The sequence below is a fragment of the Puerhibacterium puerhi genome, assembly GCF_009846865.1.
Taxonomy (GTDB): domain Bacteria; phylum Actinomycetota; class Actinomycetes; order Actinomycetales; family Cellulomonadaceae; genus Puerhibacterium; species Puerhibacterium puerhi.
Map to the genome: position 1 here is coordinate 158,456 of NZ_WUWN01000001.1, position 15,238 is coordinate 173,693.

General features: G+C 75.9%; 19 protein-coding genes. 4 read left to right on the forward strand and 15 right to left on the reverse strand.

The features are described from left to right. Positions 1–26 precede the first annotated feature (26 nt). Entirely contained in the window at positions 27–557 is a 531-nt protein-coding gene (locus GSF02_RS00765) for a MarR family winged helix-turn-helix transcriptional regulator (RefSeq protein WP_159791745.1), read from the reverse strand. A 193-nt stretch (positions 558–750) separates the two neighbouring features. Between GSF02_RS00765 and GSF02_RS00770 the strand changes: the two genes are divergently transcribed. After that, positions 751–1,299 (forward strand): YceI family protein, encoded by a 549-nt coding sequence (locus GSF02_RS00770; RefSeq protein WP_159791747.1) that lies wholly within the window; start codon positions 751–753, stop codon positions 1,297–1,299. 128 nt (positions 1,300–1,427) lie between these two features. Here the strand turns inward: GSF02_RS00770 and GSF02_RS00775 are convergent, their stop codons facing one another. Beyond that, on the reverse strand, positions 1,428–2,090 hold the full coding sequence (locus tag GSF02_RS00775; RefSeq protein WP_159791749.1) for a redox-sensing transcriptional repressor Rex: 663 nt from the start codon (positions 2,088–2,090) through the stop codon (positions 1,428–1,430). A gap of 9 nt (positions 2,091–2,099) precedes the next feature. Beyond that, on the reverse strand, positions 2,100–2,390 hold the full coding sequence (locus tag GSF02_RS00780; RefSeq protein WP_235915298.1) for a glutaredoxin family protein: 291 nt from the start codon (positions 2,388–2,390) through the stop codon (positions 2,100–2,102). 79 nt (positions 2,391–2,469) lie between these two features. Between GSF02_RS00780 and GSF02_RS00785 the strand changes: the two genes are divergently transcribed. Continuing rightward, positions 2,470–3,297: an HAD family hydrolase gene (locus GSF02_RS00785; protein WP_159791753.1), complete on the forward strand. Its 828-nt coding sequence runs from the start codon at positions 2,470–2,472 to the stop codon at positions 3,295–3,297. Between the two features lie 48 nt (positions 3,298–3,345). On the opposite strand, the gene GSF02_RS00790 is transcribed toward GSF02_RS00785, so the two are convergent. The 4 genes from GSF02_RS00790 to GSF02_RS00805 all read right to left on the reverse strand — a co-directional run bounded on the left by GSF02_RS00790 (position 3,346) and on the right by GSF02_RS00805 (position 7,415). Then, entirely contained in the window at positions 3,346–4,299 is a 954-nt protein-coding gene (locus tag GSF02_RS00790) for a PfkB family carbohydrate kinase (protein WP_159791755.1), read from the reverse strand. After that, entirely contained in the window at positions 4,296–5,696 is a 1,401-nt protein-coding gene (locus GSF02_RS00795; RefSeq protein ID WP_159791757.1) for an ADP-ribosylglycohydrolase family protein, read from the reverse strand. Before GSF02_RS00795 ends, GSF02_RS00790 begins: the two co-directional genes overlap by 4 nt. A gap of 180 nt (positions 5,697–5,876) precedes the next feature. Next, on the reverse strand, positions 5,877–5,975 hold the full coding sequence (locus GSF02_RS00800; protein WP_003792170.1) for a 30S ribosomal protein bS22: 99 nt from the start codon (positions 5,973–5,975) through the stop codon (positions 5,877–5,879). 264 nt (positions 5,976–6,239) lie between these two features. After that, the gene (locus GSF02_RS00805) at positions 6,240–7,415 is read right to left on the reverse strand and encodes an acetoin utilization protein AcuC (protein WP_159791759.1); all 1,176 of its coding nucleotides are present in this window, start codon (positions 7,413–7,415) and stop codon (positions 6,240–6,242) included. On the opposite strand from GSF02_RS00805, the gene GSF02_RS00810 reads away from it, so the two are divergent. Next, complete coding sequence (locus GSF02_RS00810) at positions 7,414–8,883, forward strand: TrkH family potassium uptake protein (protein WP_159791760.1); 1,470 nt, start codon at positions 7,414–7,416, stop codon at positions 8,881–8,883. The two genes, GSF02_RS00805 and GSF02_RS00810, sit on opposite strands and share 2 nt — an antisense overlap. A 53-nt stretch (positions 8,884–8,936) precedes the next feature. Next, positions 8,937–9,608: a potassium channel family protein gene (locus tag GSF02_RS00815; protein ID WP_159791762.1), complete on the forward strand. Its 672-nt coding sequence runs from the start codon at positions 8,937–8,939 to the stop codon at positions 9,606–9,608. Positions 9,609–9,642: 34 nt separating this feature from the next. On the opposite strand, the gene GSF02_RS00820 is transcribed toward GSF02_RS00815, so the two are convergent. The 8 genes from GSF02_RS00820 to GSF02_RS00855 all read right to left on the reverse strand — a co-directional run bounded on the left by GSF02_RS00820 (position 9,643) and on the right by GSF02_RS00855 (position 15,209). Continuing rightward, positions 9,643–10,365 (reverse strand): ABC transporter permease, encoded by a 723-nt coding sequence (locus GSF02_RS00820; RefSeq protein WP_159791764.1) that lies wholly within the window; start codon positions 10,363–10,365, stop codon positions 9,643–9,645. Continuing rightward, the gene (locus GSF02_RS00825; protein ID WP_159791766.1) at positions 10,362–11,132 is read right to left on the reverse strand and encodes an ABC transporter ATP-binding protein; all 771 of its coding nucleotides are present in this window, start codon (positions 11,130–11,132) and stop codon (positions 10,362–10,364) included. The genes GSF02_RS00820 and GSF02_RS00825 overlap by 4 nt, the downstream gene beginning before the upstream one ends. Positions 11,133–11,184: 52 nt before the next feature. After that, a complete protein-coding gene (locus GSF02_RS00830) occupies positions 11,185–11,685 on the reverse strand; it encodes a hypothetical protein (protein ID WP_159791768.1) in 501 nt (166 codons plus the stop codon). Next, complete coding sequence (locus GSF02_RS00835) at positions 11,682–12,344, reverse strand: hypothetical protein (RefSeq protein WP_159791770.1); 663 nt, start codon at positions 12,342–12,344, stop codon at positions 11,682–11,684. The genes GSF02_RS00830 and GSF02_RS00835 overlap by 4 nt, the downstream gene beginning before the upstream one ends. Beyond that, a complete protein-coding gene (locus GSF02_RS00840) occupies positions 12,344–12,913 on the reverse strand; it encodes a hypothetical protein (protein WP_159791772.1) in 570 nt (189 codons plus the stop codon). The genes GSF02_RS00835 and GSF02_RS00840 overlap by 1 nt, the downstream gene beginning before the upstream one ends. 29 nt (positions 12,914–12,942) lie before the next feature. Further along, positions 12,943–14,373 (reverse strand): hypothetical protein, encoded by a 1,431-nt coding sequence (locus tag GSF02_RS00845; protein WP_159791774.1) that lies wholly within the window; start codon positions 14,371–14,373, stop codon positions 12,943–12,945. Further along, complete coding sequence (locus GSF02_RS00850) at positions 14,370–14,663, reverse strand: hypothetical protein (protein ID WP_159791776.1); 294 nt, start codon at positions 14,661–14,663, stop codon at positions 14,370–14,372. The genes GSF02_RS00845 and GSF02_RS00850 overlap by 4 nt, the downstream gene beginning before the upstream one ends. Positions 14,664–14,741: 78 nt before the next feature. After that, the gene (locus GSF02_RS00855) at positions 14,742–15,209 is read right to left on the reverse strand and encodes a hypothetical protein (protein WP_159791778.1); all 468 of its coding nucleotides are present in this window, start codon (positions 15,207–15,209) and stop codon (positions 14,742–14,744) included. Between the last annotated feature and the right edge of the window lie 29 nt (positions 15,210–15,238).

The following is a 15,238-nucleotide window of genomic DNA, read 5'->3' on the forward strand; positions in this document are numbered from 1 at the left end:
CGACGGCTCCCGGCCGTCGGCCGCTCTCAGCCGTCGACCGCGGCCTTGGCCTCGCGCGCGACCTTGGCCATCGCCCGGCCCAGCACGGCGAACTCCTCGGGGTCGAGCACGTCGACCAGCAGGCGGCGGACGGCGGCGACGTGCGCCGGCGCCGCCTGCTGGAGCAGCTTCCAGCCCTCGTCGGTCATGACGCAGTTGACGCCGCGGCGGTCGCCGGGCACGGGTCGCCGCTCGACGAGCCCGCGCCGCTCCATCCGGTCGACCGTGTGGGTGAGCCGGCTGCGCGACAGCGCCAGGCCGTCGGCGAGGGCCGACATGCGCAGCGTGCGGTCGGGCTGCTCCGAGAGCTGGACGAGCAGGTGGTACTCCCCCAGCGTCACGGGGATCCCGGCGTCGTGCGCCCGGTCGAGGGCGCTGACGAACCGCGCCGTGCCGTCGAGGTAGGCGCGCCAGGCGCGCTGCTGGTCCTCGGTCAGCCACTCGACGGCGAGCGCCTGACCGGCGGTGGGGGCGGCGCCGGCCGGTGCCCCGGCCGGGCGTGGGGACTTCGTGACCATGGGTTCTGCCTCCGGATACCTCCGGGATCACCCCCGGGACGTTCGCCAGTGTGACGTCTGCAGCGGGAATACGCCAGAGAGACACCCCGTTGACGCTGGTACGCAGGGTGATGGTTGATTTTTCAACTAAACGCCCTATGCTGACCGCAGTGCCGCCGACGCCCGTCGGCCCCCGACACGACGAGGAGCATCCATGACCGCCCTGCCCGCTGGCCTCACCACCGGTACCTACGCCATCGACCCCAGCCACTCGACCGCCTCGTTCACGGTCCGTCACGCCGGCATCGCCAAGGTGCGCGGCTCGATCGCGATCACCGCCGGCACCATCACGGTGGGCGACGACCTCGAGTCCTCCTCGGTCACGGCGGAGCTGGACGCCGCGTCGGTGAACACGGGCGACGCCGGCCGCGACGCCCACCTCAAGAGCGCCGACTTCTGGCACGCCGAGGAGCGCCCCACCTGGTCCTTCACCTCGACCGCGATCAAGGTCGACGACGACGACCACATCGTCATCGGTGACCTCACGATCAACGGCGTGACCCAGCAGGTCGAGCTGCCCACCGAGTTCGCCGGCACCGCCAAGGACCCGTTCGGCAACGACCGCGCCGGCTTCGAGTCCGAGCTCGAGATCAAGCGCGCCGACTTCGGCCTGACCTGGAACGCCGCGCTGGAGACCGGCGGCTTCCTGGTCGGCGACAAGGTCAAGATCGCGCTCGACATCTCGGCCATCAAGCAGGCCTGAGCCCCTCCGGGACCCCCGGCGCCGAGATAGAGACCCCCGGCGCCGAAGTAGAGAGGCCCCGCCCGCCGCGTGACATCCGCGGCGGGCGGGGCCTCTCTACTTCGGCGGGAGAGCTCTCTATCTCGGCGTCAGGAGACGGCGCGCGCCGCCGTCGCGGCCCGGGCCGCGGCGTGGAAGGCGAGGATCTGCAGCTCGCCGCCGACGTCCACGGAGCGCACGACGACGTCGTCGGGCACCTGCAGCGCCACCGGCGCGAACGACAGGATCTCGCGCACGCCGGCGCCCACCACGCGGTCGGCGATGCCCTGGGCCACCGGCCCGGGCGTCGCCAGCACCACCATGGTCACGCCCTCGCGCTCGAGCACGGCCTCCAGGTCGTCGACGTGCTCCACGGTGAGCCCCCCGGTCGTGGTGCCCACGACCTCGTCGGCGGCGTCGAGCAGGGCCGCCACCTGGAACCCGCGCGAGGCGTAGCCGGAGTAGTTCGCCAGCGCCAGGCCGAGGTTGCCGACGCCGATGATGGCCAGCCGGTGCTCGGACGTCAGGCCGAGGGCCGAGGTGATCACCGCGTCGAGCGACCCGACGTCGTAGCCCACCCCGCGGGTGCCGAACGACCCGAGGTAGGACAGGTCCTTGCGCAGCTGCGCCGGGCCCACGCCCGAGGCCTCGGCGAGCTCGGTGGAGGACGTCGTGCGCACCCCGCGGGCGGCGAGGTCGCGCAGGGCGCGCAGGTAGTAGGGCAGCCGTGCCACGGTGGCGGCGGGCACCGTCACCTCTCCGATCTCGATCATGTCCCCTCCCTACGGGCGCGCGCCCTGCGCCGGACCGGGGGCCGCGAGCCGGCGGGCCAGCCTGTCGCCGTCGACGTGCCAGAAGCCCTGCTGCACGCCGTCCACCTCGACGACGGGCACGTACTCGCCGTAGCGGTCCGCGAGGCCGGCATCCCCGTCGATGTCCACCTCGCGCCACTGCTGCCCGGCCGACTCGCACACACGGGCCACGACCTCCCGTGCCGCGTCGCACAGGTGGCAGCCGGTCCGCGTGAAGAGCACGACGCGCGCGCCTGGTTGCGTCTGCGGCTCGTTCACCAGCACAGCGTACGCGCGCGGCCGCGGCGTGGGGGCACCGGTCGCGGCACCGGCCGAGGTGGCCGCCGTTACAGTGGGCGGCATGTCGGACGCCGCCAGCACGCCCGCACCCGAGGGTGCTGCCCGCCCGGCCGCCGCGTTCTTCGACGTCGACAACACGGTGATCCGCGGCGCGAGCGCCTACCACCTGGCGCGCGAGCTGTACCGGCGCAGGTTCTTCGGCACGAGCGACCTGCTGCGCTTCGCCTGGATCCAGGCGCGCTACGTCGCGTTCGGCGAGTCGAAGGACCAGATCGACACCGTGCGCGAGCGGGCGCTCGCGCTGATCGCGGGCCGGTCGGTGGCCGAGGTCACCGCCGTGGGCGAGGAGGTCTACGACACCGTCCTGGAGCTGCGGATCTTCCCCGGCACCAAGCGGCTGCTGGACGAGCACCTGGCGGCCGGCGACCAGGTGTGGCTCGTCACCGCGACGCCCGTGGAGATCGGGCGGCTCATCGCGCGCCGCCTGGGGGCCACGGGCTGCCTCGGCACCGTCGCGGAGCACAAGGAGGGGTACTACACCGGGCGCCTGCTGGGCGACCTCATGCACGGCGAGGTCAAGGCGCAGGCGGTGCGCGAGCTCGCCGAGCGCGAGGGCCTCGACCTGCAGGCCTCCTACGCGTACGGCGACTCCCTCAACGACCTGCCGATGATGCACACGGTCGGCCACCCCTGCCCCATCAACCCCGACGTGCGGCTGCGCCGGCACGCCCGCGAGGTGGGCTGGCCGATCCGCGAGTTCCGCGGTCGGCGCCAGCGGGTGGCGCGCCGCAGCGTGCGGACGGCGTCGTGGGCAGGCGCGGCCTGGGTGCTGGGCCTGGTGGCCCGCGCCGTACGCCGGCAGGTGCGCCGCCGCATCGAGGGCCGCTGAGCCGGAGCCACCGCGCGCGCCGCTGAGCCGGAGCCACCGCGCGCGCCGCTAGGACCGCGCCACGAGCGCCAGCACCTCGGCAGCCGCCGGCACGGCCTCCTGGGCCCCCGGGCGCCCGACGGCGAGCGCCGCGGCGGCCGCGGCGAGCCGGGCCGCGCCGACGAGCCCCTCCCCGCGGGCCAGGGCGGCCGCCAGCACGCCGCAGTAGGTGTCGCCGGCGCCCGTGGTGTCGACCACGGCGGCCGGGAACGCCGGGACGGCTGCCGGCGCCGGGTCGCCCCGCTCGGCGACGAGGCTGCCCGCCCCGCCGAGCGTGACGACGACGGCGGGCACGCGCTCGAGCAGCGCGGCGGCCAGCTCCGCGGGGGCGGCCGCCGGCCCGCCGTCCGAGGCCGCCCCGCCGCCCAGGCCGGTGAGGTCGCGGGCCTCGTGCTCGTTGACGACGAGCACGTCGACCTCCGCGAGCAGGTCGGCGGGCAGCGGCGCCGACGGCGCGGCGTTGAGCACGAGCAGCGCGCCGGCGCGGCGGGCCCGCGCCGCGGCGGCGACGGCGTCGAGCGGCACCTCAAGCTGGGCCAGCACCACGTCCGCCGCCGCGATCCGGGCGGCCTCGGGGCCGCCCACGCGCACCTCGGCGTTGGCGCCGGGCGCCACGACGATGGCGTTCTCGCCGTCGGGCGTCACCGTGACGAGCGCGGTGCCGGTGGCGCCCGCCGCGCGGGCCACCAGGTCGGTGCGCACGCCCGCGGCCTCGAGCGAGGCCAGCAGCAGGTCGGCGGCGGCGTCGCGGCCGAGCGCCCCGACGAAGGTGGTCGCGGCGCCGCCGGCGCGGGCGGCGGCGACCGCCTGGTTGGCGCCCTTGCCCCCGGGGCTGCGCTGCAGCGCGCCGCCGAGGACCGTCTCGCCGCCGGCCGGGTGCCGTGGCACGGGCACGACGAGGTCGACGTTGGCCGACCCGACCACGACCACCCGGCCCGCCGTCCGGTCCGCCGGTGCCGTCACCGCGGACCCCCGGCCCGCGGCGACGGTGCGCCGCCGGCGGGGCGGTCGGCGCGGGCGAGCGCCACCGTGCGGGCGGCCAGGTCGGCGATGCGCCGCTCCCCGCCGGGCAGCGTGGTCGCGATCCGCCCGTCGAGCGGGCCGGTCCAGCGCTCGCCGATGCCGCCCGCGCCGCGCAGCGCCCCGACGACGCCGCCCACCGTGGCGGCGTCGGAGTCGGTGTCCCAGCCGGCGGTGACGGCGATCCCCACGCTGGCGCCGAACTCCCCGCGCCCGGCCGCGAGGGCGAAGGCGACGACCGCGGCGTTGTGGAGCACGTGCACCCAGTGCAGGTGCCCGAGCTCGGCGTGGAGCCGGTCCAGACCGGCACGCACGGCGGCCTCGGAGCCGTCGCAGGCCTCGCCCAGCGCGCGGCCCCGGGCGACGGCGGCGGCCAACCGGCTGCCGGGCGGCACGGCGGCCGCCGCCGCGTCGAGCACCTGGCCGACGGTGTCGCACACGGTGGCCGCGGCCCCGAGGGCGGCCGCCCACTGCGCCCCGTACAGCCCGTTGCGGGTGTGGCTGAGCCGGGCGTCGGTCCAGGCCAGGCGGGCAGCGGTGCGCACGTCGCCCGGGTTGGTCCAGCCCAGCACGTCGGCGCGGATCAGCGCGCCGATCCACTCGCGGAAGGGGTTGCGGTAGGTCGCCGTCTCCGGGACGGGGCGGGCCTCGAGCAGGTTGCGGTAGGCCACCCGCTCGGCGGTGAACACGCGCGCCGCGGGCAGCGCCTCGAGCCACAGCGCGGCGACGTCGTCGGTGGTGAAGCCGCGCCCGTGCCGCTCGAGCAGCTCGACGGCGAGCATCGGGAAGTCGAGGTCGTCGTCCTCGGGGGTCCCGGCGATCGTCTCCTCGAGCGCGACGGACGCCGAGCGGTTCCACGGCCAGCGCGCGGCGACGGCGGGCGGCAGGCCCACCGCGGTGAACCACCGGTCGAGGGGCCAGCGCCCGGTGGCCCGCGCGATCTCCTCGATGCCCGCGCGCGGTGTGCCCTCGACAGGCTTGCCGAGCAGGCAGCCGGCCGCCCTGCCGGTCCACGCGCCGAGCACCCGGGCGGCGTGACGCTCGTCGGGGCGGGGCAGGTCGGGGGGCGGCGGCAGCAGCGCCTCGATGGCCGCCCAGTCGTCGGGCTCGGCGGGCGCCGGCGCGGCGGGCAGCGCGGCGACCTCGTCCAGCAGGGCGCGGGCCAGGGCGCGCAGGGCCGGTGGCGCGGGCTCGGGGCCGGCGCCGTTCGCGGCCGGGACCGCCTCGCCGCCCGCGGCGACCCAGCGGGCCCGCACGGCGGCGACGTCCCGGCCCTCGTCGGCGGCCTGCACCAGCTCGTGGGCCAGCAGGTCCTCCGGCTCCGCCCAGGCCAGCCTCACCGGCCGCTCCCCTCGCTCGTCCGCGAGCGCCCGGCGAGCCCGGGCGCGCCCGCTCGTGACCGACACCCTGGCACGCCGCCGGCGACGCGGCCAGCCCCCGGACGCGACGAGCCCGGCACCCGCTCCGAATGGAGCCGGGCCCGGGCTCGGTGCGCTGCGCCCGCGGTCGCGGGCGTCACGTCACTTCTTGTTGCGGCGCTGGTGACGCGTCTTGCGAAGCAGCTTGCGGTGCTTCTTCTTCGCCATGCGCTTGCGGCGCTTCTTGATGACGGAGCCCATGCGGTCCTCACAAATCTGATCGGTCGACGGCCGGCGCGAGGCCGGGCAGCGGATGGAACCGGTTGGCCCCACCCGGCGCTGCGGAACTGCAGCGACGCGGTCGACCAACACAGAAAAGTCCGCCCCCCAGGGTACCCGGTCGCCCGACCGCGCCGAAATCCGGAGCGCGGCCGGGGTGCCGCGGCGTGCGCGGCCGCCCGTCGCGGGCCGTCGCCCCGGGGACGTCAGGCCTGGTCAGCCCTGGTCGGCCCCGGTCGGCTCCGCTCAGTCCTGGTAGGGGTCCAGCCCCCACAGCGGGAACACGTGCCGCCGCGTGGCCAGCACCGCGCGGTCGACGTCGTCGGCGGGGTCGTAGCCCGCGCGCCAGGGCGTGAACTCGACCTCGCCGCGGCCCAGGTGCCCGGCCGCCTCGAGCCCGGAGACCTCCTCGACGACGCCGCGCCAGTGCTCCGGCAGCTCCGCGCCGCGCGGCAGCGGCGTGTGCAGCGCCTCGGCGAGCAGGGCGGACCACGCGAGCGGCACCACGTCGACGACGGCGTACCCGCCGCCGCCGAGCGCCACCCACCGGCCCTCGCACAGCTCGTGCGCCAGGGCGTGCACCCACTGCGCGGCCGTGCGCTGGGCGTCGACGGAGACCCGCAGGTCGGACAACGGGTCGCGGGCGTGGGCGTCGGCGCCGTGCTGGGAGACGATCGCGTCGGGCCGGAACTCGCGCAGCACCGCCGGCACCACGGCGTCCACGGCGCGCAGCCACGCCGGCCCGGCGGTGCGCGGCGGGAGCGCCACGTTGACCGCGCTGCCCTCCGCGCCCCCGCCGCCGACGTCGGCCGGGCCGCCCGTGCCCGGGAACAGCGTGTGGCCGTCCTGGTGCACCGAGAGGGTGAGCACCCGCGGGTCGTCCCAGAAGATCTGCTCGACGCCGTCGCCGTGGTGCGCGTCGAGGTCGACGTAGGCGACGCGCTGCGCGCCCAGGTCGAGCAGGCGCTGCACGGCCGCCGCGGCGTCGTTGTAGATGCAGAACCCCGACGCCGCGTCGCGCCGTGCGTGGTGCATCCCGCCGGCGATGTTCAGCCCGTGGGTCGCGGCGCCGCGCCACACGGCCTCCGCCACGTCCACGGAGCCCGCCACCAGGCGGGCCGCCGCCTCGTGCATGCCTGGGAACACCGGGTCGTCCTCCGTGCCGAGGCCGCGGGCCGGGTCGGCCACCCCCTCGGCGTCGGCGCGCCGCACCGCCGCCACGTAGCCGGGGTCGTGCACGGTCTCGACGACGGCGTCCGGCGCGGGGCGCACCGCGACGACCTCGAGGTCGGGCGACTCGAGCAGCCCGAGCTCGGCCGCCAGGCGCATGGTCAGGTCGAGCCGGGCGGGGGCCATGGGGTGCCCGCGGCCGAAGTCGTACTGCAACAGCTCGGGGCTCCACACGAGCCGGGCGACGGGCATGCCCGTCACCGTAGCCCACCGGGGACCCGCGCACGTGGGAGCATGGATCGGCTGTGCAGCGTCGAGGTTCGAGGAGGTGGCCGTGGCCCGGGTCAGGGACGGTCTGTTCGCCGGCCGGGAGCTGGTGGACCGCCTCGCCCGGCAGTCGCCCGCCCGGCTCGCCGTGACGGTGTTCTTCGGCGTCTGCCTGCTGTTCACCGCGCTGCTCATGGCCCCCTGGGCGACGGCCTCGGGTGAGCCCCCGAAGTTCGTCGACGCGCTGTTCACCGCGGTGTCCGCGGTGTGCGTCACCGGCCTGACCGTCGTCGACACCGCCACCTACTGGTCCACCTGGGGCCAGGTCGTCATCCTCGTGGGCATCAAGGTCGGCGGGTTCGGCATCATGACCCTCGCGTCGATCCTCGGCCTGGCCGTCTCCCGCCGCATCGGCCTGACACAGCGCATCCTGACCGCCTCGGAGACCAAGACCGAGAAGCTCGGCGAGGTGGGCTCGCTGGTGCGCGTCGTCATCGTGACCTCGACGTCGCTCGAGCTGCTCATCGCGCTGCTGCTGCTGCCCCGGTTCGTGGTGCTCAACGAGACGCTGGGCGAGGCCGCCTGGCACTCGATCTTCTACGGCATCTCGGCGTTCAACAACGCCGGGTTCGTGCCGACGCCCGAGGGCCTCATGCCGTACACGGGCGACTGGCTGCTGTGCCTGCCGATCATCCTCGGCGTCTTCGTGGGCGCGCTGGGCTTCCCCGTGATCCTCAACGTGCTGGCCGTGACGCGCCGCCGTGGGCTGCACCCGCGGTTCTGGTCGCTGCACACCAAGCTGACGATCACCACGAGCGCCGCGCTGGTCGTGGTGGGCTGGGTGCTCGTCGCCGCGCTGGAGTGGGCCAACCCGCGCACGTTCGGCCCGCTGAGCCTGGGCGACAAGGTGCTGGCCTCGCTGTTCGCCGCCGTCATGCCGCGCTCCGGCGGGTTCTCGACCGTCGACGTCGCCGGCATGCACGAGTCCACCTGGCTGATCAGCGACGCGCTGATGTTCGTCGGCGGCGGCTCGGCGTCCACCGGCGGCGGCATCAAGGTCACCACGCTGGCCGTCATGCTGCTGGCGATCCTCGCCGAGGCGCGCGGCGACCGGGACATCGAGGCGTACGGCCGGCGCATCCCCCGCGACACGCTGCGCCTGTCCATCGCCGTGGTGTTCGTGGGTGCGACGGCGGTGCTCGTCGCGTCGCTCGCGCTGCTGCAGATCACCGGCGCGACGCTCGACGTCGTGCTGTTCGAGTGCATCTCGGCGTTCGCCACCGTGGGCCTGTCCACCGGCCTCACGCCCGACCTGCCCGACGCCGGCAAGTACGTGCTGTGCGCGCTGATGTTCGTGGGCCGCACGGGCACCGTGACGTTCGCCGCGGCCCTGGCCCTGCGCGACCGGCGGCGCATCGTACGCTTCCCGGAGGAGCGGCCGATCATCGGCTGAGGCGCTACCCGACGCCCCGCCGCAGACCCTCGCAGACCCGGAAAGGACACCCCGTGCCCGACAAGAAGGCGCCCGAGCGCGACGCCGGCGTGCTCGTCATCGGCCTCGGCCGCTTCGGCTCGGCCATCGCCGCGACCCTGGACCGGCTCGGCCAGGACGTGCTCGCGGTCGAGAGGGACGCCACCCTGGTGGCGCAGTGGTCGGGGCGCCTGCCGCTGGTCGAGGCGGACGCGACGAACCCCGAGGCGCTCGAGCAGCTCGGCGCCAAGGACTTCGGCGTGGCGGTGGTCGGCATCGGCTCGTCCCTCGAGGCCTCCGTGCTCGTCACCGCCAACCTCGTCGACCTGGGCACGCCGCAGATCTGGGCCAAGGCCGTCAGCTCGGAGCACGGCCGCATCCTGCAGCGCATCGGCGCCCACCACGTGGTGTTCCCCGAGTCCGACGCCGGCTCGCGCGTGGCGCACCTGGTCAGCGGCCGGATGCTCGACTACATCGAGGTCGAGGACGGGTTCACCATCGTCAAGATGCGCCCGCCCAAGGAGATGCAGGGCTTCACGCTCGCCCAGGCCAACATCCGCCAGCGGTACGGCGTGACGGTCATCGGCGTGAAGTCGCCCGGCATCGAGTTCCAGTACGCCACCCCCGAGACCCGGGTCAGCGCCAACGACCTCATCGTCTGCTCGGGCCACGCGGACCTGCTGGAGCGGTTCTCCTCGCGCCCGTGAGCCCGCGGTCGGCGCCCGCCGCGACGTCGCCGGCTCACTCGGTGCGCCGCCGCAGCGTGAGCATGCCGAGCACCACGGACCCGACGATCCACAGCACGACGACGCCGACGGCGCCGCGCACGTCCGCCCACCCCTCGCCCGCGGCGAGCTGCTGCAGCGCCTCGACGGCGTAGGTCAGCGGCAGCACGCGCGAGACCCACTCGAGCACCTCCGGCATCTGGTCGCGCGGCATGAGCAGGCCGCAGGTCAGCAGCTGCGGCACGATCACCGCGGGCATCATCTGCACCGCCTGGAACTCGGTGCGGGCGACGGCGGACGCGGCCAGGCCCAGGCAGCTGCCGAGCACGGCGTCGAGCAGCGCCACCAGCACGACGAGCTCCAGCGACCCGGCCACGTCCATGCCGACCCACACCGCGAAGCCCACGACGACCAGCGCCTGCAGCAGGGCGAGCCCGCCGAAGGCGAGCGCGTAGCCGGCCACGAAGTCGCCCTTGCGCAGCGGGGTGGTCATCAGCCGCTCGAGGGTGCCGGAGCTGCGCTCGCGCTGCGTGGTCACGCTCGTGACCAGGAACATCACGAACAGCGGGAAGAAGCCCACGGCCACCGGGCCGAACCGGTCGAGCACCGTGGTGCCCTCGAACATCCAGGCGATGATCCCGACGATGAGGCACGGCAGCACCAGGATGAGCGCGACGGTGCGGTGGTCATGCCGCAGCTGGCCGAGCACGCGCCGGGCGGTGAAGACCGCGAGCGTCACGATCGCCCTCCCCGGGTCGACACGTCCCGCTCGACCAGCGCGAGGAACGCCCGCTCGGCGTCCGGCGCCCCGGTCTCGGCGAGCAGCCGCTCGGGCGTGGTGTCGGCGACCAGCGCGCCGTCGCGCAGGAGCAGCAACCGGTCGCACTGCGTCGCCTCGTCCATGACGTGGCTCGAGACCAGCAGCGTGGCGCCGCCGGCGGCCAGGCGCCGGAAGGTCGCCCACAGGTCGCGGCGCAGCACCGGGTCGAGGCCCACGGTGGGCTCGTCGAGCACGAGCAGCTCGGGCGACGAGACGAGGGCGGCCGCGAGCGAGACGCGCGAGCGCTCGCCGCCCGACAGCGTGACGACCTGCTGGCGCTCGTGCCCGCCGAGGTCGACGACGGCGACGGCGCGCGCGACGGCGTCGTGGGCGGCGGCGCCGCGCAGCCCGGCGAGCGCGGCGAAGTAGGCCAGGTTCTCCGCCACCGTGAGGTCGGCGTACACCGACGCCGCCTGGGTCACGTAGCCGACCCGGCGGCGCAGCCCCGGCGAGCCCGCGGGCTCCCCCAGCACCTCGACGTCGCCGGTCACGTGGTCCTGCACGCCGACGACGGCGCGCATCAGCGTCGTCTTGCCCGAGCCGGACGGGCCCAGCAGGCCCACCACCTGCCCGGCGGGCACGTCGGCGTCCAGCCCGTCGACGACGGCGCGCCCGCCGCGCACCACGCGCAGGCCGCGCACCCGGACGGCGAGCGGGACGCTCGCCGCGGCGGAGTCGAACCCCATGGAGGAACGGTCCCGCGTCGCCCGCCCGCTGACAAGGCCCGCCGGCGGCGGCTCAGCCCTGCGCCTCCTGCGCGTCGCGCAGCGCCCGGAGCCGGGCGACGACGGCCGCGACCTCGTCCTCGTCGACCCAGGTGTGGCGCTTGCGCCCGTCGGCCAGCACCAGGGGGATCGCCACGCCGTGCCGGGTGTGCACCCGCACGGCGGGGACCTGCGTGAACTCCCACGTGGTGGCGGGGCCGTCGGTGACCGCGGCGACGTCGCGCCATCCGCACCGCAGGAGGGGCTCCTTGCCCGGCGGGCACCACAGCTCGAGACCGTCCGGCCCGGCGGCCACCACGAGGTCCGACCCGGCGAGGTTGCGCAGCTCGGTGCGGTACACGCCGTCGGCCGCGAGGGCGCTCTTCAGCTCGGCGGTGACGTGCCCCCGGCGCACGGTCCACCCCGGCCGCGCGGCGCGCACCCGCGCCTCCAGCCGCCGGGCCTGCGCCCGCATGATCACGTTCACCAGCACACCGACGAGCACGATGACCCCGACGGCGACCAACCAGCTCACGCCGCACCTCCGGCGCCCGGGGCCTGTGGCCCCTCGTGCGGGTCGTCCGGGGAGGGCACGTGCCCGACCGACGCCACGAGCGTGTCGTAGAGGTCGAGGAGCCCCTCACGGAGCTCGACGTGCGGCGAGGCGAACACGGCCTCGAAGTGGCCCTGACGGTCCCCGACGTCGACGAGGTAGCGCACGACGAGCTGGTCGATGTCCTGGGCGCCGAGCTCCGCCGGGCCGCGCTCGACCGTCACCGTCCGCAGCACAGGGCCGGCCGGACCCTCGCCGAGCAGCACCTCCGTCCCCTCCGCCGCGCCGGCGCGCAGCCTCTCGGCCACCCGCTCGAGCCGCGACGGTCCCGCGACCCGCGACGGCGGCGGCTGGCGGAACGTGGTGAGCGTGATCGTCAGGGGCCGCTCCCGCACCGTCATCAGGGAGATCGCGAGGATCCTCCCACCGGCGGCCGCGGCCGTCTCCGCCGTCCGCTCCAGGGCCTGGCGGGTCTGGTGCTTCAGCGGCACGGGGCGGTCCGGGCGGCCGAACTGCCGGTCGGCCAGCGCGGCCAGCGAGCGGCGCATGGCCCGGCGGTCCGTGAGCGGCACCACCCACCAGTCGGCCGGGAGCAGCAGCCCGAGGTCGCCGGTCGGGCGGACCGTCGTCGGTGCCGCCATCAGCCCTCACGCTCCACGGTGAGCCACGCCCCGATCGTCAGGGACTCCTGGGCGAGCCGCTCGAACACGGCCGGCCGGCCCGTGGTGTACACGACCCGCACCAGCTCGTCGCCGCCCACGGGGAAGATGGTCTGGGCGACGCTGCTGGTGATCACGCCGTCGCCCGCCTCGCCCCGCACCTCCACCTGGACGACCATCGGGCCGACCTCCGCCTCGCCGACGGCGACGGAGTAGTCGAAGACGCGCGAGCCCGGCTCGCGCCGGGGCCGGGCGAGCCGCGCGGCCAGGTCCTGCGGGGTGACCGCCTCGCCGGGCGCGGGGGCGTACAGGGTGACGGTGAGCTGTCCCCACGGCCCGTCGGTGGGGTCCGGCACCCAGACCGCTCCGCCGAAGCGGCCCTCCGCGGCCAGGATCGCGTCGAGCTCGCGCACCGCCTGGGTGCGCGCGCGGGTGACGACGTCGGGCGCGCCGAGCGCGCGCACCACCTCCTCGGCCTCGGCGGCCGCGCCGGTCCGCCACCCCACCCAGCCCTCGGGCAGGCCGAGGTCGACGTCGGTGATCGTGGGCATGCTGCGTGCTCCTTCTCCCGCCGCGCCGGTCAGCGCAGGTTCAGGGCGTCGGCCGGCGAGTCCGGCGTGAAGTCGAGCCAGTCGGTCTTGCCCTGCTGGACGTCGCGGAAGCGCTGGTAGACCTCGCTGGTCCCAGCGAGCGCCGAGTTGCCCACGAGCCCGGCCGCCGAGGCGTTGGCGTAGCGCACGGCGCCGGCCACCTCGGGCGCGGCGCGCACGGCGTCGTCGGCCGCGGCGATCGAGCTGATCGCCCGCGCCTCGGCGGACGCACCGAAGAGCGCCGTCGCCCGCTGCAGGCCGGCCGTGCCCTCGACGACAGATCGCCACGTCACCACCGGGTGGCGGACGAAGCCTGCCACCTGGCCGAAGCCCCGCAGGTCGTCCCACAACCCCCGGGCGACCGCCCGCGGTGCGAGCGCGTCCCGGGTGATCCGCCAGAGCCCGGGGCGGGCGACGAACGCGTCCATCGCCCGCTCACCTTCCTTGATCCCCGGGATACCACGGCCGCCCAGCATCCGCCGCACCGCGGACCGCACGCCCCGCGACCCGCGGGTGGCGCGCACGAGCGCGTCGGCGCGCACGCGCGCCGTGCCCTGCACGCCCTTGGCGCCGAGCTTGAGGGTCGTCCCGACCACGCGGCCGGCTCCGAACGTGACCAGCCCGAGCAGCCCGAGGCCCCAGCTGACCCAGTCGCCCTCGCCGTTGACGAGCTTCAGCGTCTCGCCGATGAACGAGATCGCACCGGCGATGAGCGCGATGGCCGCGAGCGCCTGGCCCAGCCCGGGGACCCAGCACAGGACGAGAGCGAGGATCCCGGCGACGGCGGCGATCTTGCCCACGGCGTCGGTGATGGCGTTGACCACGCCGCGCACGTCCTGCCACCACCCGTCGTTCAGGCCGTCGGCCTCGATGACACCGCGCACGACCGCGGCGGCGGTGCGGGCCGCGGAGTCGCGCGCCGCGACGGCCTCGTCCAGGTCCGACTGCGCGGCCTGGAGCGCGCCCTGGGCTCCGGCGAGGTCGTCCTCGGCGAGCTGCACCCGCGTCACCGCGTCCGGCAGGGACTCCTGCACGGCGGGGTCCGAGTACTGGTCGCGGCGCGCCTGCGCCTCGTGCACCGCCTGGCGCGCGCCGCCGGCCTTCTGCAGCGCGGCGGACGCCTCCCTCTGGGCGTCGCGCAGCGCGCCCGCGTAGGTCACGAGCGCGGCCCCGGTCTCGTCGTAGCGTTCCTCGGCCTTGCCGACGTCCTGTGCGACCGTGGTCGCCTTCTCCCGGATCGCCTCGAGGAAGTCCGCGCCACCCTCCGCCGCGGCGGCCGCGATGGCCTCGAGGCGGCTCGCGGCCGTACGGATCGCCTGGGCGACGTCCCCGTACTCCTGGCCCACGGCGGCGACCGTGTCGGGGTCGCCGGGCACGGGCTCGGTGCCGGTGTCGAGGTACCACTCGATCGATCGCGTCACGACTTCTCCCCCAGCAGCGCCGCGGCGAAGTCGCGGTCCAGCTGCTCGATCTCCTCGCCGGCGCCCTGGCACTGCTCGGCGAGCGCGGCGATGTGCTCGAGCATCTGCTGGCGGCGCCCGTCCCAGCCGCGCTCGAACTCGCGGATCGCGTCCGCCAGGTCGTCGTGCCCGACGGCGTCGGCGGCCCGCGTGCTGCGCGCCCCGGCGTCGGCGAACTCGGCCGCCACCACGCGCAGCGACGAGCCTCCCTCGATCAGCGCCGTGGTGTCGACCTCGAACCGGTCCCCCATGCCCCCTCCTTCACGTCTCCGCGCCGGAGCGTACCGGCCGTGCGGGCTGCGCCGCGATGGGGAGAAGGACCCGTCGCGTCAGCCGGCGGGCGGGCACTCGAGGGTCAGCACCCCGTCGTCGGCCCGCAGCGTGCAGTCGTCGACGTGTCGCCCGTCGGGCAGCGTGACCTCCACCCGGTCCTCCCCCTCGTCGGGGACGAACCAGTGCTGCCGCACCTCGACGTCGTAGGCGTCCTCGACCGCGGCGATCGTCCGCGCCTCGATCTGCTCGACCTGCGCGGCCCGGGCGGCCCGGAGCTCGTCCAGCCGAGCCCGCTCCGCGCGGTCGGCGACGTAGCCGACCGCCCCGCCGGCGACGGCCAGCGCCACCGGCACCACGAGCAGCGCGAGCGGAAAGCCGCCCGACCGGCGGATCACACCGGGCGCCCCGAGGCAGGCCCAGACGAAGAAGAGCATCGACACCAGGGCCACGCCCAGGCCGACGACCATGAGCGGGGGCGCCTCCCAGCTCGGCACGGGCGGGGGGTACTGCGGGGCGGGAACCATCTGTCCTCCAGGTCGGTGGCCGGCCGAGG